The organism is Phreatobacter stygius, from assembly GCF_005144885.1.
Lineage (GTDB): Bacteria > Pseudomonadota > Alphaproteobacteria > Rhizobiales > Phreatobacteraceae > Phreatobacter > Phreatobacter stygius.
Genome location: NZ_CP039690.1, coordinates 4,982,813 through 5,002,154 on the forward strand (window position 1 = coordinate 4,982,813; position 19,342 = coordinate 5,002,154).

Genomic DNA, 19,342 nt, shown 5'->3' on the forward strand with positions numbered 1-19,342 from the left:
AGTCTTCCCCTCGCGCCATCGATCCCCCAACCCCTGATATCCGGCGCGAACGCCGGATTTGTCCCGAGGTTAGGAATGCTTGGCGTCGTTGTCAACCAACTGGTTGGATGGTGTCATTCGACCGGCCGCATGGCGCCGAGCGCGAAGGCGACGACATGCCGGCGCCTGGCCGCGACCGCCTTGGCCGTGCCGAGGTCGCTGCCGAAGATCGCCGACAGCGTCCGGCCGTTGGAAAAGTAGAAATAGGAGAGGGCGGCGATCGAGATATAGATGTTCAAAGGGTCGAGATCGGTGCGGAAAACGCCATCCCGCGCGCCGCGGTCGAGGGTCTCCTGGAGCAGGGTGATCAGCGGCGAATGCATGTCCTGCAGTCGCTTCGAGCGCCCGACATGGCGCGCCGCCTGGCGGTTTTCGTCATTCAGCAGGGCGACGAATTCGGGGTGTTCGGTGAGGTAGTCGAAAGAAAAGCCGACGAGCTTTTCCAGCGCCGCGAGCGGCGGCAGGTCGCCGAGCTTCAGCTCGCGCTCGCGCGCCCGGATCTCGGCATAGACCTGCTCGAGGGCCGCCTGATAGAGATCGTCCTTGTTGCCGAAGTGATGATAGACGAGCTGCTTGTTGACGCCCGAGCGCCGCGCGATCTCGTCGATCCGGGCGCCGGCAAGCCCCTTTTCGGCAAATTCGGCGACCGCTGCGGCCAGCAGCGCGCGCTGTGTCGCTTCCGGGTCGCGCTGGCCCTTCTGCCGGATCGGTACCGTGGCGATGCGCTGATGGGTCGGCGGAATGGTTCGGCTCATGATGAATCGGTCCTCGGTCCCACTCTACCAATCAACCAACTGGTTGTGTACAGTCGCCACCGGTCCTGAACCGCCGGCTTCAGCCTCGCCGCCCTGCCGAGCGGAAAAGAGGGGCTCAGTCGGCCGAAGATCGATGACGGAGGGGAATTTGATGACAAGAATGTTTCATGGCGCGACCCGCCGAACCTTTCTCGGTGGCCTTGCCGGCGCCGGGCTGATGCTGCCGCGCCGCGCTGGCGCGGCCGAAACGGTCAATCTGGTGCTGAACTGGACGCCGACCGCCGATCACGCGCCCTATTATTACGCCAAGGCGCAAGGCTGGTACGAGCAAGCCGGTATCGATCTGGTCATCGAGACCGGCCGCGGCTCGGGCGCCGCGGCCCAGCGGGTTGCCGCCGGTGGCGCCCAGCTTGGCATTGCCGACATGGCGACAGCCCTGCTCGCCAAGAGCCGCGGCAGCAAGCTCACCGCCGTCATGGTGGTCTACGCCAATTCGCCCCAGGGCTTTTACTGGCTGAAGTCGAGCGGCATTTCCGGCGCGAAGGATTTCCCGGGCCGTTCGATCGGCAATCCGCCGGGCGACGCCTCGCGGCTGATGTGGCCGGCCTTCGCCAAGAAGGTCGGCATCGATCCGGCCTCGGTGCGCTTCGTCAATGTCAGCCCGCAGGCCAAGATCCAGGCGCTGCGCAGCAAGACCATCGACATCACAAGCGATTTCTACAACGAGCACGACCTGAAGATGCGCGAGTTCGGCGCCGATCTCGGCTTCCTGCCCTGGCGCGAGATCGGGCTGAACCCCTATGGCAACTCGGTCATCGCCAATGACGATTTCCTGGCCGCCAAGAAGGATGTGGTGCGCAATTTCGTGCGCGTCTCGCAGCGTGCCTTCGCCGCTTGCGTCGCCGATATCGGACCGGGTCTGAAGGCGCTGCTCGCCTCGGTCTCCGGCCTCGATGAGGCCAACCAGCGCGACCAGTGGAAGCGCATCCTGGAACTGATGCGCGACCCGACCACCATGCAGGTGGCGCTCGGCGCCTTCAATCAGGACCGGCTGAAAGAGGACTACGAACTGGTGCGCACCTATTTCGAGGATGTCCGCCCGCTCGATCCGGCCAAGGCCGCGACCAACGAGTTCCTCGACACCAGCATCAAGTTCGTCGGCGCCTGAATCCAGCCCTTTCGGGCGAGCCGACAAGCATGCGCGGAATGCAAAGGTCGTCCGCTTTTTTTAGCGGACGACCTCAGGCGCGTTCACAGCCAATCCGCCTTGGATGAGGGTGCTGCGACCCGGTTCAGCGTCCTATTGGGCTGATGTTTCCGCTTGATCCCGGCGCGCGGCCCTGGACGAAACAGAGGCTCCGCCGCCGCGATGCCGATCATGTGATCGGCATCATCTCTTGCCTGCCATGCGCAAGCGATCGGAGGGCTGGCGCAGGTGATCGGCACTGCCTAAGTGAGAGGCCGCGAACGACCGGATAGGCGTGGTCCCATCGTTCGAAGGCAGCCTGCCAGACGGGTCTGGCGGGTCTGGTTGCGGTCGTTGGGGCATCCGGTTTGATCAGGTCATCGTTCAGGCGATGGCCGAGCTCTGGATATCCAGTGATTGCTGGCAGGATATCGGGGGCCATGCGATGCGCGTCAATTTCGTCAATATACGCCAAATTCTTGAGCAAAATGCGTGGTTTAGGGCTTGTCCGCCGGGATTGCAGGACGGCCTGATCGAACATTCGCAAGTCGTCGAAATTGCCGACGGCGACTATCTGTGCCGCCGCGGTGATCCGGCGACGGGGCTGTTCTGCCTGATCGAGGGCCGATTGCGCATCGGCGGCAGCGCCGATGACGGCCACAAGGAAGCCATTCTTGCGATCATCGAGCCACCCTATTGGTTCGGCGAACTCGAGTTGTTCGACGAGGGGCCGCGTGGCCATGACGCGCGGGCGGAGGGGGCGGTCACCGTCCTGAATATCCCGCAGGCGGCCCTCAAGGCCGTGTTGGAGCGGGAGCCGCGCTACTGGCGCGAACTGGGCCTGTTGGCCGCCTCGAAGACCCGTCTGGCCTTCAAGGCGCTCGAGGATTCGGCATCGGGCTCGAGCCTCACGCGTGTGGCTCGCCGCATCTTGGCGATCTTCGACGGCTACGGCCTGCACTCGGACGGACAGAAGACCTTGCTGACGGCTTCCCAGGAACAATTGGCGCTGATGCTCGGCATGTCGCGCCAGACCGTGAACCAGCATCTCGGCAAGCTCGAGAAGCAGGAGGTCATCCGTCGGCATTATGGTGGCATCGAGATACTGGATGCGGCCAAGCTGAGCGAAATCGGCGGCGTGAGATCCTGAACCGAATCGGCGCAGATCCGACCATCGATTCCGCCGGGCCGAACCAGCGATCTCCCGCGCCCAGCCCGCGCCGAAAAGTAGAAAGCCGCCCTTGGGCGGCTTTCATTTGTCGGCGGCGCTGTTCAGATCAGTAAATACCTGATCAAAAACCCTGGATCCTCAGTTGGATCCTGGAATCGTCCCGCCGTTCTGCATGCAGGAGAAGTAGAGCGCGTTCTTGTTGTATTCGAGCGTCATGCTGGTGTCGCTGCCCGGCAGCCGGCGTTGCACGGCCTCGTGGCACTGCCTTTGAACGGTGGCGTCGGCCCGCCGCGACGACGTGGCCGGTTGCGCCTCGACATGGCGCATGGACATCAACGTGGCGGCGACGGCCAGGGTCGCGACGATGACCGAAGACTTGTGGATCTGATGAGCCATGGGCTCCCTCCTGTTTCTAGACACAAGGGAGAAATCATCGTGCTGTCCCAAGAAGTCAACAAGAATGCATCGTGTTTAGTTCGCATTTTGAAGCAATCACGGATTCGTGATAAGTTTTAAAATATAGATTGTCGCTGTTCTTACACTCATTAATACGAATTGTCTGCAATTAGACAATTGACATGAGGGTTTATGCATCAAGGCATGAGTTGTATTTCTGCGAGATGGTTGTGATTCTGGCGTATCTACGCGGCTCGCGAGAATGCCGGCCGCCCGGGCCGAGGCGAGAGGCATGATGCCGCCGGCGGGTCGGCCTGGCCCCGTCTCCGGCGCTTCTTCGCCGCCCATCGGTAAAATCGGGACCTCGTTCAGGTCAGGCCGTGGCGGACCACGCGCGACTTTTGCTATTTCAAGTTTCCCGCGTCAGCAGGACCACGGAGTTCCATGCGATCCGATTTCGATGTGGTGATCATTGGCGCCGGTGCGGCAGGCCTCGCCGCTGGCCTCAGGCTTGCGGCGAGCCAGCTGCGGGTGCTGGTCGTCGAGGCCCGCAACCGGGTGGGGGGCCGGGCCGAAACGGCGTGGCTCGCCCCTGGTCCGAATCCGGATGCGGGCTTTCCGGTCGATCTCGGCTGCGGTTGGCTGCACTCGGCCGACATCAACCCGTTGGTGCCGATGATCGAAGCGGCCGGTTTCGAACTCGACCGAACACCCGCGGCCTGGCAGCGGCAGTCGGACGACCAGCATTTTTCGGGGGCTGATCAGCGCCTCTTCGCCTTGGCCTTCGATGCCTTCGAGGCGCGGATCGACGCGGCCGCGGCGACCGGTATCGATCGGCCGGCGGCCGATCTCTTCGAGCCGGGTAATCGCTGGAACCCGCTGATGGATGCGGTCAGCTCCTATTATAACGGCGCCGAATTCGATCGGGTTTCGGTGCTGGATTACACCACCTATCAGGACACCGATGTGAATTTCCGGGTGCGTGACGGTTATGGCGCGGCCATCGCCGCGCTCGGCCGGACGGTCGAGGTCCGGTCCGGCTGCGCGGTGTCGCGGATCGACCATGGCCGCATGCCGGTTCGGCTGACCACGACCAAGGGCGAGATCGACGCCCGTGCCGTCATCGTCACGGTACCGACGCCGCATTTGGCCGAGGGGCGCATTCGGTTCACGCCGGCGCTCAGCGGCAAAGTGGAGGCGGCCGCGCACTTGCCACTCGGCCTTGCCAACAAGGCCTTTCTTGCCCTTGCCGAGCCCGAGTCCCTGGCCGCCGGCAACCACTTCTTCGGCCGGATCGATCGGGCTGAAACCGCGAGCTTCCATGTCCGGCCTTACGGGCGTCCCTATATCGAGGCCTTTGTCGGCGGCCGTCACGCTCAAGCGCTCGAAGCCGCGGGCGAGGGCGCGATAGCGGCCTTTGCACTCGACGAGTTGAAGGGCTTGATGGGCGGCGATTTCGTCAAGCGCCTGACTTCGATCGGGGCGACCGCCTGGGCCGGCGACCCCTGGGCGCTCGGCGCCTATTCCCATGCCTTGCCGATGCATTCGGGCGCCCGCGCGATTCTCGCGGCACCGATCGACGGCCGCCTGTTCTGGGCCGGCGAAGCGACCCACCCAACCGCCTTCTCGACGGCGCATGGCGCCTGGGCCTCGGGTCTTCGCGCAGCAGAAGAAGCCTTCGCCGCGTTGCAGCAGGGTTCCTGAGGTCGGCAGCGCCCGACTGTCAGGAGGAGGTGCGCGGACGACGATCGGCCCCGCCTGCCGCCGCCTTTCGGAAGATGGCGAGGACTGATGAAATGATCTCGTCGGGGCTCAAGGCGCCCGAGCTCGAATACCATTGCGGCGCCCAGTTGATCGCTCCGAACAGGGCGAAGGTGAACATGCGCGCGTCATCGACGACAATGCTGCCGTCCTTGCGGCCGTCCTCGACGATACGGCGAACCCGTGTCTCGAACTCCTTTTTGAGGAGGCGCAGCTTCTTGCGCGACGCCGGGCCGAGCGAGCGGTCGCTGACGACAGCCAAGCAGATCCCGAAATCGGTCAGGATGATCCGGCCATAGATGCGGCAGAACCGCTCGAGGCGCTCGATCGCCGACAGGTTGGCGTCGCTGTCGGCGGACAGGGCCTGGTCCAGGTCGGCCAGTGCCTGGCTGGTGATCTGGTACAGGATGTCTTCCTTGCTTTCGATGTAATAATAGATCGTCGGTTTGGTGACCTCCAGCGCCGCGGCGATATGGTCGATCGTCGCCTTGTGAAAGCCGAGATCGGTAAAGATCCGCGCCGCCGTCACCAGGATGAGCCTGCGCTTCTTGTCATGCTGTTCCTGGCGAAGATCGGCGCTGCGCCAAAGCACGGCCTGGTCCCCTGCCGCTTCTGCGCTTGTTCGTCTGGTCCCCCCATGGGCCGCCGGCTCCTTGTTGTGTTGAGCGTGATCTTACAGCGCGACCCTCTGCCGCACAGTTCGAAATCTGACCAGGCCTCCATCCGCCGACCGGCCGATTGACACCTACTGGCGAGTAATCTTAGACCTACCGGCAAGTAAAAGTCGCGTCCAGCCCTTGATGGCCGGACCAGTTCGGGAGGCCAGGAATGGACCGTCGTCACTTCATCCGGAATGCCGCTATCGCGGCTCTGTCGACCAATCTGCCGGCGACCGCCGCTTATGCCGCGGAGCCCGCGGACTTCCATATTGCCGGCATTCTCGCGTTTTCCGGTGCCTATGGGATCATCGGCAAGGACATGCGCCAGGGCGTCGAACTGGCCATCGCCGACCGTGGCGGCAAGGTGCTCGGCAAGCCGATCCGCGTCTCCTGGGAAGACGACGAAACCAAGCCCCAGCCGGCGGTGCAGAAGGCGACCAGGCTGCTGGCCGGCGGCGCGCAGATGATTTTCGGTGCGGTCGGCTCGGCCTCGACGCTGGCCCTGCAGAGCCTCGCCGATCAGCGCAAGGTGCCCTTGCTCGTCACCATCTCGGCCGATGACAAGATCACCCGCGTCAACGGCTCGCGCTACACGTTCCGCACCTCGAACACGCTCGGCATGGAAATCCGCATGTCGCTCGAGTTCGCCAAGGTGAGGGGGCTCAAGAAGATCTATGGCGTCGCCGCCGACTATCAGGCGACACGCGACGGCTGGACCATGTTCCAGACCGAAGCGGAGAAGCTCGGCATCGCCATCGTCGGCATCGATTTCGCCCCGCTGGGCAATCGCGACTTTTCCGTCATCGTCGACAAGATGGCCAAGTCCGATGCCGACGGCATCGCGGTTTTCGTCACCGGCAATGACGCCGTGACCTTCCTCAAGCAGTCCGGCCAGGTCGGTCTCGGCAGGACCAAGGTGCAATTCGGCCCGGTGCTGCAGGACGAAACGCTGGCCGCCGCCGTCGGCCCCGCGGCAGTCGGTGTCTATTCCGGCGTTCGCTACCACTTCAGCTACGACTCGCCGGCCAACAAGACCTTCGTCGCGGCCTACCGCGCCAAATATGGCGAGTTCCCGTCGAGCTTTGCCGGCGAGGCCTATGACGGCATCAGCTGGTGGCTGGACGTGGTGGAAGCCACCAAGTCCTGGGACCGCGAGCGCTGGGTCGATGCTTTCGCCGCCAGCACCCGCGAGAACTCGCTGGAAGGCAGGAAGACCATGCGGGCCTGTGACCACCAGGCTGCCCAGGTCGGCCTCTGGGGCGTCGTCACCGAGGGACAGGCGCCGCTGCCGCCGCTGACCATGAAGATCACCAATGTCTTCGAGCCGGCGAACCTGTTCGACACCTGCTCCTGATCCCGCGCAAAGGAGCGGCCCTGTCCCGCTCCGTCCATCCCGCGGCCGGGCGGCAGATCATCCGCCGCCTCGTGTCCCTTGCCAGCGCGCGCCGGAATCCCGACGCGTTTGCCTGATTTCGGCTCCGCCTTTCCAGGGCTTATCGCTTGTCCACCATCGTCATCGGCCTCAGCCTGAGTTTCCTCCTGTTCCTGCTCGCGGCGGGACTGACGCTTATTTTCGGCATGCTGGGCGTCATCAATTTTGCCCATGGCGCGCTCTACATGCTGGGCGCCTATATCTGTTACCAGATCGTCCAATGGACCGGCTCGTTCTGGATCGGTCTGGCGCTCGCGCCCCTGGTCGTGGCCGGGCTCGGCGCGGCGATGGAGCGGCTGGCGCTCAAGCCGGTCTATGACCGCGACCATGTCTATCAGCTGCTGCTGACCTTCGGCTTCATCCTTGTCATCGAGGAGGCGGTGCGGCTGGTCTGGGGCCTCGATTACAAGCAGGTGCCGACGCCGGATCTGTTCTCGCAGCCGGTGGCCCTGTTCGGCAGCCAGATCCCGTCCTACCGGCTGTTCATCATCGTCTTCGGTGCCGTGGTATCCGCCCTGCTGTTCCTGGTCATCGACAAGAGCCGCTACGGCATGGTGATCCGGGCCACCAGTTCGGATTCCGACATGGCCGAGACGCTCGGCATCAATGTCTCGCGGGTGCGCACCTTTGTCTTCGCGCTCGGCTCTGGCCTTGCCGCGCTGGGTGGCGTGGTCGCAGCCCCGCTGGTGCCGATCGAGCTCGGCATGGGTTTCAGCGTCATCATCGACTGTTTCGTGGTGGTCATCATCGGTGGCCTCGGCAGCATCCGCGGCGCGATCTTCGCGGCCCTGCTGCTCGGCATGGCGCGCGCGCTCGGCTTCACCTACGCCGCTGAATGGGTCGATCTGATCACCTTCTCGCTGCTCATCGTCACGCTGCTGACGCGGCCGGCCGGGCTGTTCAGCCGAAAGGGACGTGCGGCATGACCATCTCCTCTCGTCTCGGCCAGCTGATCATGGCCGCCGTCATCGCCGGCATGATCCTGGTGCCGCTCATCAGCCGCAGCGAGGAAAGCCTCAATCTCGTCAGCCTGATCCTGATCTGGGGCCTGTTCGCCGTTGGTTTCGACCTGATCTTCGGCCTCGCCGGCATGCTCTCCTTTGGCCATGCCGCGCTGTTCGGCGCCGGCGGTTATGCCTTGACCCTGCTGATGACCAAGGCCGGCCTCGGCTTCATGCCGGCGCTCGCCGGCGCCGGGCTGGCGGGCGCCGCCTTCGCCTTCGTCCTCAGCATCCTGGCGCTGCGGGTCTCCGGTCTGTTCTTTTCGCTGCTGACGCTGGCGCTCGCCCAGCTCGCCTATATCCTGGCCAGCACCAAGCTGCGCGCGTTCACCGGCGGGCTCGACGGCCTGCCGGGCGTGCCGCGGCCGGAACTCTTCGGCCTGGATTTCTACGACAACCGCACCTTCTACTATTTCCTGATCGTGGTGTTCCTGGTCGGCCTCGCGGTCATGGCGCTCTTGCGCGCCTCGCCGTTCGGCAAGGCCCTGCGCGCGATCCAGGCCAATGCCGTGCGCGCCGACCAGATCGGTTTCAATGTTCAGCGCCTGCGCCAATGCGCCTTCATGATCTCGGGGGCCTATGCCGGCGTCGCCGGCGCGCTGCTGGCTTCCCTGATGTTCTATATCAGCCCGCAAATGCTGCATTGGACGACATCGGGCGATGTCTTGATCATGACCCTGCTCGGCGGCAAGGGCACCCTGCTCGGGCCGGTTCTCGGGGTCGCGGTGTTCGAGCTCTTGAAGGAGGAGCTGAGCCAGATCACCCAGCACTGGTACGGCATTCTCGGGCTCATCTTCATCCTCTGCACCATCCTTCTGCCCAGCGGCATTGCCGGCCTGTTCGCCGGACGCCGCGACAAGGGGGACGCACGATGACCGGCGGCGCCCTTCGCTGCGAGGATATCCAGGTGGCCTTCGGCGGCCTGAAGGCGGTCGCCGGCGTCAGTTTCGCCTTCGAGCCGAACCGGCTCTATGGCCTGATCGGCCCGAACGGCGCGGGCAAGACCACGCTGATGAATGCGCTGTCGGGTCATGCGACGCTCAGCGGCGGCAAGGTTTTCCTCGACGATCGCGACATCACGCGGCTGCCCATTCATGCCCGTACCCGTGCCGGGCTCGGCCGCAGCTTCCAGATCACCAAGATTTTCGCCGGCATGACGGTGCTGGAGAATCTGGAGCTCGGCGCCTTCGCCCATCGCCACCGGGTCCAGCCGTTCTGGTTGCCGGCCGGCCGGTTTCCCAGGGTGCGCGAGGACGCCGAGAAGGTGCTGGAGCAGGTCGGGCTCGCATCGCTCGCCCATATGCCGGCGGAAAACCTGTCCCATGGCGACCAGCGGGCGCTCGAGGTCGGGCTGACCTTGCTTTCCGACCCGCGGGTGCTGCTGCTCGACGAGCCGCTGGCGGGCGTCGGCCACGACCGGCTGGAACAGGCGATCGGCCTGATCCGGCGGGTGGTCGCCGGGCGCACGGTGCTGCTGATCGAACACAACATGGACGTGGTGATGCAGGTTTCCGACGCGATCGTCGTGATGGTGCAGGGCCAGCTTCTGGCCTCGGGCTCACCCGATCAGGTCAAGGCCAACCCGGCGGTCCGATCGGCCTATCTCGGTGAAGACGCATGACCGCGCTCGTCCTGAAAGACTGTGACGTGTTCTACGGCAAGGCGCAGGCCTTGCACGGCGCCAGCATCGATGTCGCCGACGGCGAGGTGGTCTCGCTGATCGGCCGCAACGGTGCCGGCAAGAGCACGCTGTTGAAGGCGGCGATCGGCCTCAATCCGCTCGCCCGTGGGCAAAGGCTGGTCGGTGGCGTCGACGCCAGCGCCATGAAGCCTTACGAACTCGGCCGGCTGGGCATTGCCTTCGTTCCGGAAAACCGGCGGATCTTCCCCAATCTGACGGTCGAGGAAAACCTCACCATCGCCACCGTCATGGGGCGCACCGGCCCGTGGACCCTGAAACGTGTCCACCAACTCTTCCCAAGGCTCGAGGAGCGCAGGCTTTCCGGCGGCGACACGCTGTCGGGCGGCGAGCAGCAGATGCTGGCGATCGGCCGTGGCCTGCTGACCAATCCGAAGGTGCTGTTGCTTGACGAGCCGACGGAAGGGCTGGCGCCGCTCATCGTGGAATCGCTGATCGAGGCGATCCGCATGATCAACGCCGAAGGCGTCGCCATTCTGCTGGTGGAGCAGAACCTGCGCGTGCCGCTGAAGCTCGCCCAGCGCCAGTTCGTCATCGACAACGGCCGCATGGTCTGGTCGGGAACGACAGGCGAGCTGCAGGCCAATCGCGAACGCATCGAAAGTCTCATCAGCGTCTGAGACGCGCAATCGGCTCTGAGGGAGGTCCTGATGTCGGATGTCTATATTGTCGGCGTCGGCATGACCGTTTTCGGCAGGTTTCTCGACACGCCGCTGAAGGCGCTGGCGGGGGCGGCGATCACCGAAGCCCTCGAGGATGCGGGGCTTGCGCGCGACGCCGTCGAGGCGGCCTTTTTCGCCAATACCGCCCAGGGCGTCGTCGAGGGCCAGCACCTGGTCGCCGGCCAGATCGCACTGCGCGATTTCGGCTTCCAGGGCATTCCCGTCACCAATGTCGAGAATGCCTGCGCCAGCGCCTCGACCGCGCTGAACGCCGCCGTCGCCTATGTGAAGTCGGGGCAGGGCGATGTGGCGCTCGCCGTCGGCGCGGAAAAGATGAATGCGGCCGAGCGCGAGCGTTCCTTCGCGATCTTCGATGGCGCCTGGGATGTCCACGATGTCGAGCGCACCATCGCCACGCTGACGGCGCTCGGCAAGGATCTGCCGCTGCCTGCCGGCGCCGGCCAGAACAGCGGCATGCGCAGCGTTTTCATGGACGTCTATGCCGCGCTGGCGCGTTTCCACATGCACCGTTTCGGCACGACCCAAGCCGATATCGCGGCGGTGTCGGCGAAGAACCACCGGCATTCGCAGCACAATGAAAAGGCTCATTATCGCCAGCCGATGACCGTCGAGGAGGTGCTGGCGGCGCGCGAGATCTCCTGGCCGCTGACGCTGCCCATGTGCGCGCCGATCAGTGACGGGGCGGCGGCGGCCATCGTCTGTTCCGGGCAGAAGGCGAGGGAGCTCGGCCTCACCGGTCGCGCGGTGCGGATCGCCGCCACTGTGATGGCGACGGGCTCGGACAGGCGGCCGGAGGAGTTCGACCGGCATCTCTGCCGGCGCGCCGCCGACCGCGCCTATGCGATCGCCGGCGTTGGACCCTCCGATATCCACGTCGCCGAGGTCCACGACGCCAGTGCCTTTGCCGAACTCCAGCAGGTCGAATTGCTCGGGTTCTGCGCTCTCGGCGAGGGCGGGCGACTTGCCCGCGAGGGCGCGACCACGCTCGGCGGCCGCATTCCGGTCAATGTCTCCGGCGGGCTCGAATCGCGTGGCCATCCGATCGGCGCGACCGGGCTCGCGCAGATCTACGAGCTGGTCGCCCAACTGCGCCACGAGGCCGGCCCACGCCAGGTCGAAGGCGCCCGCCTTGCCATCGCCGAGAACGGCGGCGGCTTCCACGGCATCGAGGAAGCGACCGCCTGTATCACCATTCTTCAGAGATAGAGGAACGCCATGCGCCTTATCGATTTCTTCGACCGTGGTGTCGCGCTCGATCCGGATCGGCTGTGCCTGAAGGACGCCGACGTCGCCCGCAACTTCGGTGAGGTGCAGAAGCGCAGCTATCGCATCGCCAATGCGATCCATGGCCTCGGCGTCGGGCCCGAGCGGATGGCCGCGGTCTATAGCCCCAACGCCGCCGTCGCCTTCGAATGCGTGCTCGGCATCATCCGCGGCGCCAATGTCTGGGTGCCGATCAACGCGCGCAACGTGCCGGCCGAGAATGCCTATATTCTCGACAATTGCGACGTCGAGGTCCTGTTCTATCACAGCGAATTTGAGGACAATATTGCGCTGTTCCGGCGCGAGTGTCCGAAGATATCGCATTATATCTGCATCGACCGGGCCGGCGCCGGCGCGTCCTTTCTCGAAGACGTCATCGCTACCGCCGCCGAAACCGATCCCGATATCGCGGAGCGCCGCGACGCGCCGATCTCGATCTTCTCGTCGGGCGGCACGACCGGGCGGCCAAAGGGCGTGCTTTGGACGAACCTGGTCTGGGAGACCATGATCGCCAATTTCTACACGGCCATGCCGACGCGCAAACCGCCGGTGCATCTGGTCATCGCGCCGATGACCCATGCCGCCGGCGGCATCGGCATCATGCTGATGGCGGCCGGCGCCACGCAGATCATCCTGCCCGGTTTCGACGCGGCGAAAGTGGTCTCCGCCATCGAGACCGAGCGCGTCACGCACCTGTTCCTGCCGCCGACCGCGATCTATGTGCTGCTCGCCCATCCAGGCCTGCGCGAGCACGACTTCTCGTCGCTCGAGCATTTCATCTATGCCGCCGCGCCGATGTCGGTGGAGCGGCTGAAGGAATGCCTCGATGTGTTCGGGCCGGTGATGAGCCAGACCTTCGGCCAGGCCGAGGCGCCGATGCTCTGCACCTATCTGTCGCCTGGGGATCACCTGGTGATCGGCGACCCCGCACGGGAACATCGCCTGGCGAGCTGCGGTCGGCAGACCTTGCTTACCCCGGTCGGCATCATGGACGATGACGGCAGGCTTCTGGGGCCCGACGAGCGCGGCGAGATCGTGGTGCGCGGCAACCTGGTCATGCCCGGCTATTACAAGAACCCCTATGCCACCCGCGAGGTGTCCAGCCACGGCTGGCACCACACCGGCGATATCGGTTTCAAGGACAAGGACGGCTTCGTCTATATCGTCGACCGCAAGAAGGACATGATCATTTCGGGCGGTTTCAACGTCTATCCGAGCGAGGTCGAACAGGTGATCTGGGGCCACCCCGCCGTGCAGGACTGCGCGGTCATTGGCGTGCCCGACGCCAAATGGGGCGAGGCGGTGAAAGCCGTCATCGAGCTCAAGCCGGGCGCCAAGGTCGAGGCCGACGAGATCATCCAGCTGTGCAAGGACCGCGTCGGCAGCGTCAAGGCGCCGAAAAGCGTGGAATTCTGGGACAGTCTGCCGCGCAGCCCCGTGGGCAAGGTGCGCAAGAAGGACATCCGCGAATCGTTCTGGAAAGGCCAGGCGCGCGCGGTCTGAAGGACGGGATCCGCCATGAACATCGCCGAAATCCTGATCAATGCGGCCGCCGCCTTCGGCGATCGTCCGGCGGTCTGCCACGGCCCGCAGGTGCAGCTGAGTTACGGCGGGCTGGTCGGCCGCGCGCGCCGTGTCGCGTCTTGGCTGAAGGGCAAGGGCTGCCCGCCCGGCGCCCGCGTCGGGCTCTACATGTCGAACTGCCCCGGCTATTTCGAGGTCATGTTCGGCGCCTGGTTCGCCGGCTGCACTATCGTGCCGATCAACGCCAAGCTGCATCCGAAGGAGCTCGGCTATATCCTGTCGAACAGCGGCGCGGGGATCCTGTTCGTGACACCGGACCTGGCAGCCCAGGCGGTCGAGGCCGGGCTCGACCAGGCCACGCGTCTCGTCGACATCACCGGCCCCGATTATGCGGTGATCGTCAGCGACGACGCGGTATCCGGCGTGACAAGGCCCGCCAAGGTCGATCCGAACGACGTCGCATGGCTGTTCTACACCAGCGGCACGACGGGCAAGCCGAAGGGCGCGATGCTCACCCATCGCAACCTCTACAACATGACCTTGAGCTTTCTGGCCGATATCGGCCCGGTCGACGCCAAGGACGCGGCGTTGCACCCGGCGCCGCTGTCGCATGCCGCCGGTCTTCTGGCGCTCGCCCATATCGCGCGCGGCGCCGCGAATGTGGTGCCCGTCAGCGGCGGCTTCGATCCGGAGGAGATCGTCGATCTGATCAACGTTTTTCCCGGCAGCTCGTTCTTCGCGGCGCCCACCATGGTCAACCGGCTGATCGGCTCGCCGGCCCTGGCGCGGCTGACCGTCGGCCATCTCGATCATATCTTCTATGGTGGCGCGCCAATGTATGTCGAAGATCTCAAAGCCGCGATCGCCCGGCTCGGCCCGCGCCTCTGGCAGGCCTATGGCCAGGGCGAAGCGCCATGCACCATCACCTATCTGCCGCCGCACATGCATGTGGACAATGGCGACGGACGGCTCGACCAGCGGCTCGCCTCGGTCGGCATCGCCCGCACCGGCGTCAGCGTGCGGGTCGTCGACGAAGCCGGCGCGGACGTGCCGTCCGGTGTGAACGGCGAGGTCATCGTGACCGGCGACGTGGTCATGGCGGGTTATTGGAACAATCCCGAGGCCACCGCCCAGGCGCTGCGCGACGGCTGGCTGCACACCGGCGATATCGGCCAGTTCGACGAGCGCGGCCTCCTGTTCCTCAAGGACCGGTCGAAGGACGTGGTCATCTCCGGTGGCTCGAACATCTACCCGCGCGAGGTGGAGGAGGTGCTTCTGCAGCATCCGGCCGTGGTCGAAGCAAGTGTCGTCGGCCGGCCCCATGCCGACTGGGGCGAGGAGGTCTTCGCCTTCGTCGTGGCCACCGCCGAAGGCGCCGTCACCGCCGAGGAGCTCGACGCCCATTGCATCGACAACATTGCCCGCTTCAAGCGTCCCAAGGCCTATCGCTTCATGACCGCGCTGCCAAAGAGCAATTACGGTAAGATCCTCAAGACCGAACTCCGCAAGATCCTCGAACAGACTTCCCCGCGCTAGGGTATCTGCGATAGGGGTGGGCCATGATCATTCGCCCTGAGCAGCCGGCCGATGCGGCCGCCATTCGCCGGGTCCTCGAAGCGGCCTTTCCGGGGCCGGACGAGGCGAACCTGGTCGAGGAACTTCGCGCCGACGGCGACGCGGTCATTGCGCTGGTGTCGGTCGATGCGGCCGACATTGTCGGCCATGTCATGTTTTCGCCAATGGCCGCGCCGTTCCGCGCGCTCGGCCTTGGACCGGTGGCGGTCGCCCCGGACCGGCAAAGATCGGGCATCGGCGACAGCTTGATCCGCCAGGGCCTGGCCGAGGCCAAGGCAGCCGACTGGCAGGGCGTCTTCGTGCTGGGCGACCCGGCCTATTATCGCCGCTTCGGCTTCGATCCGGCGCTTGCGCAAGGTTTTGCCTCGCCTTATGCCGGCCCCCATCTGATGGCGCTGGCACTCGGGGGGCCGCTGCCGGCAACGAATGGGCGCGTCGACTACGCCCCGGCCTTCGGCCGGCTTGGGTAGGTCCGGTTCGCCTCCCGCGGCCGAGGCTCCGGCGTCCGCGAGGTGTCGCCAGCACCACCGACGTCGGACGAGTGCGCGAACTGCTGCTGAATCCCGCAAGGTACCGCGCATGTCAGGCTGCGCCGCCCGGAAGCAGGTCGGCCCCTTCGCCAAGCGCATGGAACGCCGCTACCTTTCCGCGGCGCTTGGTTCAGGGGCCGGCCAGACGCCGGGCGGCGGCGGCCAAACGCCGGGCGGCGCTCAGGCAGCTTGCGGGGAGGCCTTGTCCGCACGGCGTTTTGCTGGTCGGCCGACGACACCTTCCGCCAGCTTGCTGCACTCGGCCACGCAGCCGGTGCCGAGGTCGGCCAGCGCCTTGCCGTCGCCGATCAGTTTCTGGCACAGGCTGAACGTCGCCCCGATCTGGTCGCTCTGGAAGGCCAGGAGGTCGCGCGCGTCATTGATATCCGCTGCCGCTTTGAGGCGCGTGAATCCCAGCTCCATGTAACCGTTGAAGGCATCCATCTGCAGCGCGCTTGCTTTCTGCAGATTGTCGAGCGCAAGCCTGTTGGTTTTGGCAGCCGCGGCCAGCGACGCCTTCCACAGTTCCATCGGGTTCTTCATCACATCATCCATGCTCTGGTCTCCTCTCAATGGGCCTTTGCTCGATCACGACGGATCGTATTTCGACAGGCAGCTTCGAGCCCGTCGGCATCGCTTCCGGCATAGGGCGTCAGCACGGCCGCGCCCCAGCAGTGGCCGCTTTCGGACCGGGCGAAGCGGATCGCCTCGCTGCGATCGTGGAATGTGGCCTCGACGAAGCCGTCGACGGCGCGGACGAACCAACTGCCGTCCCGGCAGCGGCCGATGATGAAATTGCGGCGCATGCTGGCGATGAGCGAGGGGCTGTATTCGCGCGCCATGTCTGTCTCCTGACTGAAGATCACGCCATCGTCCGGCCGCCGCCCACCGGCGGCCGGTTTTCGCTAGGGCAGATGCTTCCCGCCGGCGCCCTGACGATCGGGCGCCGGAGCACTGTTCGAGTGACCGAGCCATGCCGGGCATGGCAGGAAGCTGGGTTAGAGGGGTGGGAGGGCCGGCGTCAGAAACGGGCCCCAATCTTGTGTCGCGAGCGCACGAGCCACGCCGTTGTGGTCATTACGCAAGGGATCGCGCTTCACCTTGAGGGCTGCGCCCGGCTCCCCTGGTGCTGAGCGGTACCCGCCCTCGATCAGGACCTGCTTGGCGGCGAGAGAGATCACCTGTGATCATTCTGACACAGGTACCCGCTTAGTCGCAGCTCCCGCGGTCAAAGTCGGGGGGCCACATACGACGGCTGAAGCCACCGTCAATTGTTGCATAACCCTGATAGCTACATGACGGTGCGCATCGCAATGCTGGTCGATACAGCGTTTTTGCGCCGCGTTGCTGGTCTCGCCTGTTGTTGCAAGAGGAGCTTATCCACTGATGCGAGACAGATACAAGCAGAAAATTCTGTAGAACCTATACTATGTGCTCTATTGACCCAGGTATTGTGTAAGCGGTGGCGTGGCGCGCAATATATTGTGAAAGATCGCCATCGAGGGCGCGGGCCGCTGGCACTGTTGAAGCTATCTCGATGTCAGGAGAGGCTGTTGTCACCAAGTTTACCACAGGACTGGTCTGCTCGGGCGCCAGGCCAGACGAGCATGCGACTGACGGGCCACAGTGTGACCATGGGCGTGCCGCCTGAGCTTGTGGGGCCGCGCCGCGTCATGTGCCCCGTGCTCTGGCAAACTCAGATGGCCGGACCTGCGGACTCAAGCACGCCAGCGATCAAGCGTGCGACCGCGGTCGGCGGCGTCGCGCCGGTATCGATGGTCAGCCGCGCCGGCGGCATGGCGGCCTCCGCCGCCTCGAACTGATCGCGAAGCGCGCGCAAGAGTTCGAGCGAGCGCATTTTGCCGAAGGCGGCGCGGTCCGCATTGGCGATCCTGGCATCCTGCAAGTCGGCCGCAAGGGTCAACCTGACGAAGATCACCTCGCCACCGGCCTCGCCGACGACCCGGCGGACCCGTTCGGCGAAATCCGGGGCAACTGTCGGTTCGGGCTGGAAGGTGAAGATCGTCGACCGGCCGGCTCTGGCCGCCTCGCCGAGGGTGGCGAGCCAGAAGGCTTCGCGCAGCCTGACGAAAGCGTCACTGCCGAAGGGAAAGACGGCAGCCACCGCATCGACGATCAGATGATTGTGGAAGAGCGCGAAGCCAGTGGTGCCGGCGAGCTCCCTGGCGATGGTCAATTTGCCCGAGGCGGGCGGGCCGTGGAGGAAAACGAGCTGCATGCGGCGATCTCAAAGGCGATGGTCCTTGTTTCGGCCATGATGGCCGGTGTGTGGAACAAAAGCATCAGCCTCCTCCTGGCGACGGTCGTGTCGTCGCCTCCACCGGGCCGGTGTCATCCGGCTGGGTCTCCGGGCTGGCGGCGTGAAGGGCGTGTCACCCTCGGCAAGATCCATGGCGGCTGATCGCGCCTGCCGGGAGGGCGCCCCGGCAGGCCGATGGATCAAACCGCTCGGACCAAGGGGAACCGCCTACGCCGCAAGACGCGGCAGCAACTCCTCGACCGTCACGTGGCTCTGGAACCGTCCGCTGCTTTTGACCGGCCGCTCGTCTTCGATGGCATGGGCGAAGATGACCGCCTCGTCCGCTTCCAGCTTCTGCAGATGGGCATGCAGGCGCGGATAGTCGCGGGCGAGCTCGAACAGACGGAGATCTTCGGCCCAGCGCGCGATGCCGACCAGATAGGCGTCGGCGACGGTGCGATGATTTCCGACCAGCCAGTCCCTGTCGGCCAGCACGGCGTCGAGATGGGCCAAGCTATGGGCGGCATTGTTGCGCCCCATGGTCCGCAACATATCTTTCTCGGGTGCGCCGTCGGCCACCTTGAAAGCGGCCCAGGCGGGCGAGAAGGCAGCGTGCAGTTCGGTATGGAGGAAGGCCAGCGCCCGGTTCAGCCGGTCGAAGTCCGGCGTGCCCTGCGCAAAACCGAGTTTCCGATCGAGGTCGCGCGCCGCGATATGATGAAGAACGGCCAGGCTTTCGCCCAAAGTTTCGCCGGACTCGAGCAGGAGAGCGGGCGTTTGCTGTGACGGGTTGAAGCGGGAATAACCCTTGGGCTTGTCCAGCATGTCGATTCGGCAGAGACGATAAGGCTGATTCAACCACTCCAGTGCGACGATCGACCCGAACGAGCAACCATGCGGAACGCCGTAGAAAAGAACCGGTTCCATTGCGAAATTCCTTTTGCGCTGTGAAGCAATGATGACGCGATGGATATGCGGTGGCCCGGTTTCGCTGTAAAGAAGGCACAATAATGTTGTGCGGTTACATTTTTTATACTGAGGTGAGGCGATGAAAGAGAGCCTGTCCGAATGCCCCATCGAAGACGCCATGCGTGTGCTGGGCGGACGGTGGCGCAGCCTGGTGGTCTATTATCTGAAGGACGGGCCGAAACGGTTCAGCGACCTGCGCCGGGATATGCCGAAGATTTCCCAGCGCATGCTGACGCTGGATCTGCGCGAGCTGGAAGCGATCGGCGTGGTCTCCCGTACCGTCTATCCCGAGGTGCCGCCGCGGGTCGAATACGAACTCACCGCCGACGGGCGCAAGCTCATGCCGGTCATCGATGCGCTCGGCGACTGGTGGGTCGGCGTGGTGAAGCGGCGGCGGAGCGCGCAAGGCCCCGCGCGCGCCGAGGTGGCTGCCTGAGCC

The 19,342-nt window shown here is 65.0% G+C and carries 20 protein-coding genes; 13 read left to right on the forward strand and 7 right to left on the reverse strand.

What is annotated here, in order from left to right:
• Positions 1 to 113: 113 nt before the first annotated feature.
• Positions 114 to 794: a TetR/AcrR family transcriptional regulator gene (locus E8M01_RS23410; protein WP_136962369.1), complete on the reverse strand. Its 681-nt coding sequence runs from the start codon at positions 792 to 794 to the stop codon at positions 114 to 116.
• Between the two features lie 217 nt (positions 795 to 1,011).
• On the opposite strand from E8M01_RS23410, the gene E8M01_RS23415 reads away from it, so the two are divergent.
• Both E8M01_RS23415 and E8M01_RS23420 read left to right on the forward strand, forming a co-directional pair.
• The gene (locus tag E8M01_RS23415) at positions 1,012 to 1,962 is read left to right on the forward strand and encodes an ABC transporter substrate-binding protein (protein ID WP_170182236.1); all 951 of its coding nucleotides are present in this window, start codon (positions 1,012 to 1,014) and stop codon (positions 1,960 to 1,962) included.
• 313 nt (positions 1,963 to 2,275) lie between these two features.
• Positions 2,276 to 3,130, forward strand: a complete 855-nt coding sequence (locus E8M01_RS23420) for a Crp/Fnr family transcriptional regulator (protein ID WP_215908785.1) — start codon at positions 2,276 to 2,278, stop codon at positions 3,128 to 3,130.
• 159 nt (positions 3,131 to 3,289) lie between these two features.
• Here the strand turns inward: E8M01_RS23420 and E8M01_RS23425 are convergent, their stop codons facing one another.
• Positions 3,290 to 3,547, reverse strand: a complete 258-nt coding sequence (locus E8M01_RS23425) for a hypothetical protein (protein WP_136962370.1) — start codon at positions 3,545 to 3,547, stop codon at positions 3,290 to 3,292.
• A gap of 444 nt (positions 3,548 to 3,991) precedes the next feature.
• Here E8M01_RS23425 and E8M01_RS23430 point away from each other — a divergent pair, with 444 nt between their 5' ends.
• A complete protein-coding gene (locus tag E8M01_RS23430; protein ID WP_136962371.1) occupies positions 3,992 to 5,251 on the forward strand; it encodes a flavin monoamine oxidase family protein in 1,260 nt (419 codons plus the stop codon).
• Positions 5,252 to 5,270: 19 nt separating this feature from the next.
• Here E8M01_RS23430 and E8M01_RS23435 read toward each other — a convergent pair whose 3' ends face one another.
• A complete protein-coding gene (locus tag E8M01_RS23435; RefSeq protein ID WP_136962372.1) occupies positions 5,271 to 5,900 on the reverse strand; it encodes a TetR/AcrR family transcriptional regulator in 630 nt (209 codons plus the stop codon).
• A gap of 236 nt (positions 5,901 to 6,136) precedes the next feature.
• Between E8M01_RS23435 and E8M01_RS23440 the strand changes: the two genes are divergently transcribed.
• The 9 genes from E8M01_RS23440 to E8M01_RS23480 all read left to right on the forward strand — a co-directional run bounded on the left by E8M01_RS23440 (position 6,137) and on the right by E8M01_RS23480 (position 15,614).
• Positions 6,137 to 7,321 (forward strand): ABC transporter substrate-binding protein, encoded by a 1,185-nt coding sequence (locus E8M01_RS23440; RefSeq protein WP_136962373.1) that lies wholly within the window; start codon positions 6,137 to 6,139, stop codon positions 7,319 to 7,321.
• A gap of 146 nt (positions 7,322 to 7,467) precedes the next feature.
• The gene (locus E8M01_RS23445; RefSeq protein WP_136962374.1) at positions 7,468 to 8,325 is read left to right on the forward strand and encodes a branched-chain amino acid ABC transporter permease; all 858 of its coding nucleotides are present in this window, start codon (positions 7,468 to 7,470) and stop codon (positions 8,323 to 8,325) included.
• Positions 8,322 to 9,275 (forward strand): branched-chain amino acid ABC transporter permease, encoded by a 954-nt coding sequence (locus E8M01_RS23450; protein WP_136962375.1) that lies wholly within the window; start codon positions 8,322 to 8,324, stop codon positions 9,273 to 9,275. Before E8M01_RS23445 ends, E8M01_RS23450 begins: the two co-directional genes overlap by 4 nt.
• Complete coding sequence (locus E8M01_RS23455; protein ID WP_136962376.1) at positions 9,272 to 10,021, forward strand: ABC transporter ATP-binding protein; 750 nt, start codon at positions 9,272 to 9,274, stop codon at positions 10,019 to 10,021. The genes E8M01_RS23450 and E8M01_RS23455 overlap by 4 nt, the downstream gene beginning before the upstream one ends.
• Positions 10,018 to 10,719 (forward strand): ABC transporter ATP-binding protein, encoded by a 702-nt coding sequence (locus E8M01_RS23460; protein WP_136962377.1) that lies wholly within the window; start codon positions 10,018 to 10,020, stop codon positions 10,717 to 10,719. The genes E8M01_RS23455 and E8M01_RS23460 overlap by 4 nt, the downstream gene beginning before the upstream one ends.
• A gap of 30 nt (positions 10,720 to 10,749) precedes the next feature.
• On the forward strand, positions 10,750 to 11,988 hold the full coding sequence (locus E8M01_RS23465; protein ID WP_136962378.1) for a thiolase family protein: 1,239 nt from the start codon (positions 10,750 to 10,752) through the stop codon (positions 11,986 to 11,988).
• Positions 11,989 to 11,997: 9 nt separating this feature from the next.
• Entirely contained in the window at positions 11,998 to 13,548 is a 1,551-nt protein-coding gene (locus tag E8M01_RS23470; RefSeq protein WP_136962379.1) for an AMP-binding protein, read from the forward strand.
• Positions 13,549 to 13,563: 15 nt separating this feature from the next.
• Entirely contained in the window at positions 13,564 to 15,105 is a 1,542-nt protein-coding gene (locus E8M01_RS23475; RefSeq protein WP_136962380.1) for an AMP-binding protein, read from the forward strand.
• A 23-nt stretch (positions 15,106 to 15,128) separates the two neighbouring features.
• A complete protein-coding gene (locus tag E8M01_RS23480) occupies positions 15,129 to 15,614 on the forward strand; it encodes a GNAT family N-acetyltransferase (protein ID WP_136962381.1) in 486 nt (161 codons plus the stop codon).
• Positions 15,615 to 15,854: 240 nt separating this feature from the next.
• On the opposite strand, the gene E8M01_RS23485 is transcribed toward E8M01_RS23480, so the two are convergent.
• The 4 genes from E8M01_RS23485 to E8M01_RS23500 all read right to left on the reverse strand — a co-directional run bounded on the left by E8M01_RS23485 (position 15,855) and on the right by E8M01_RS23500 (position 19,023).
• On the reverse strand, positions 15,855 to 16,229 hold the full coding sequence (locus tag E8M01_RS23485) for a phasin family protein (protein ID WP_136962382.1): 375 nt from the start codon (positions 16,227 to 16,229) through the stop codon (positions 15,855 to 15,857).
• A gap of 14 nt (positions 16,230 to 16,243) precedes the next feature.
• Positions 16,244 to 16,516, reverse strand: coding sequence for a hypothetical protein (locus tag E8M01_RS23490; protein WP_136962383.1), 273 nt, complete (start codon positions 16,514 to 16,516; stop codon positions 16,244 to 16,246).
• An 854-nt stretch (positions 16,517 to 17,370) separates the two neighbouring features.
• Positions 17,371 to 17,913, reverse strand: coding sequence for a P-loop nucleotide/nucleoside kinase family protein (locus E8M01_RS23495; protein WP_136962384.1), 543 nt, complete (start codon positions 17,911 to 17,913; stop codon positions 17,371 to 17,373).
• A 249-nt stretch (positions 17,914 to 18,162) separates the two neighbouring features.
• Positions 18,163 to 19,023: a glutathione S-transferase family protein gene (locus E8M01_RS23500; protein ID WP_246088405.1), complete on the reverse strand. Its 861-nt coding sequence runs from the start codon at positions 19,021 to 19,023 to the stop codon at positions 18,163 to 18,165.
• Here E8M01_RS23500 and E8M01_RS23505 point away from each other — a divergent pair.
• Positions 18,983 to 19,339, forward strand: a complete 357-nt coding sequence (locus E8M01_RS23505) for a winged helix-turn-helix transcriptional regulator (RefSeq protein ID WP_136962385.1) — start codon at positions 18,983 to 18,985, stop codon at positions 19,337 to 19,339. The genes E8M01_RS23500 and E8M01_RS23505 overlap by 41 nt on opposite strands.
• Positions 19,340 to 19,342 lie beyond the last annotated feature (3 nt).

Bases quoted from the DNA above. Each gene is read 5' to 3' on its own strand.
- E8M01_RS23425 (WP_136962370.1), bottom strand. From the start codon at position 3,547: ATGGCTCATCAGATCCACAAGTCTTCGGTCATCGTCGCGACCCTGGCC.
- E8M01_RS23505 (WP_136962385.1), top strand. From the start codon at position 18,983: ATGAAAGAGAGCCTGTCCGAATGCCCCATCGAAGACGCCATGCGTGTG.
- E8M01_RS23500 (WP_246088405.1), bottom strand. From the start codon at position 19,023: ATGGCGTCTTCGATGGGGCATTCGGACAGGCTCTCTTTCATCGCCTCA.
- E8M01_RS23465 (WP_136962378.1), top strand. From the start codon at position 10,750: ATGTCGGATGTCTATATTGTCGGCGTCGGCATGACCGTTTTCGGCAGG.
- E8M01_RS23430 (WP_136962371.1), top strand. From the start codon at position 3,992: ATGCGATCCGATTTCGATGTGGTGATCATTGGCGCCGGTGCGGCAGGC.
- E8M01_RS23410 (WP_136962369.1), bottom strand. From the start codon at position 794: ATGAGCCGAACCATTCCGCCGACCCATCAGCGCATCGCCACGGTACCG.
- E8M01_RS23490 (WP_136962383.1), bottom strand. From the start codon at position 16,516: ATGGCGCGCGAATACAGCCCCTCGCTCATCGCCAGCATGCGCCGCAAT.
- E8M01_RS23470 (WP_136962379.1), top strand. From the start codon at position 11,998: ATGCGCCTTATCGATTTCTTCGACCGTGGTGTCGCGCTCGATCCGGAT.
- E8M01_RS23480 (WP_136962381.1), top strand. From the start codon at position 15,129: ATGATCATTCGCCCTGAGCAGCCGGCCGATGCGGCCGCCATTCGCCGG.
- E8M01_RS23455 (WP_136962376.1), top strand. From the start codon at position 9,272: ATGACCGGCGGCGCCCTTCGCTGCGAGGATATCCAGGTGGCCTTCGGC.
- E8M01_RS23460 (WP_136962377.1), top strand. From the start codon at position 10,018: ATGACCGCGCTCGTCCTGAAAGACTGTGACGTGTTCTACGGCAAGGCG.
- E8M01_RS23485 (WP_136962382.1), bottom strand. From the start codon at position 16,229: ATGGATGATGTGATGAAGAACCCGATGGAACTGTGGAAGGCGTCGCTG.
- E8M01_RS23475 (WP_136962380.1), top strand. From the start codon at position 13,564: ATGAACATCGCCGAAATCCTGATCAATGCGGCCGCCGCCTTCGGCGAT.
- E8M01_RS23495 (WP_136962384.1), bottom strand. From the start codon at position 17,913: ATGCAGCTCGTTTTCCTCCACGGCCCGCCCGCCTCGGGCAAATTGACC.
- E8M01_RS23440 (WP_136962373.1), top strand. From the start codon at position 6,137: ATGGACCGTCGTCACTTCATCCGGAATGCCGCTATCGCGGCTCTGTCG.
- E8M01_RS23415 (WP_170182236.1), top strand. From the start codon at position 1,012: ATGCTGCCGCGCCGCGCTGGCGCGGCCGAAACGGTCAATCTGGTGCTG.
- E8M01_RS23450 (WP_136962375.1), top strand. From the start codon at position 8,322: ATGACCATCTCCTCTCGTCTCGGCCAGCTGATCATGGCCGCCGTCATC.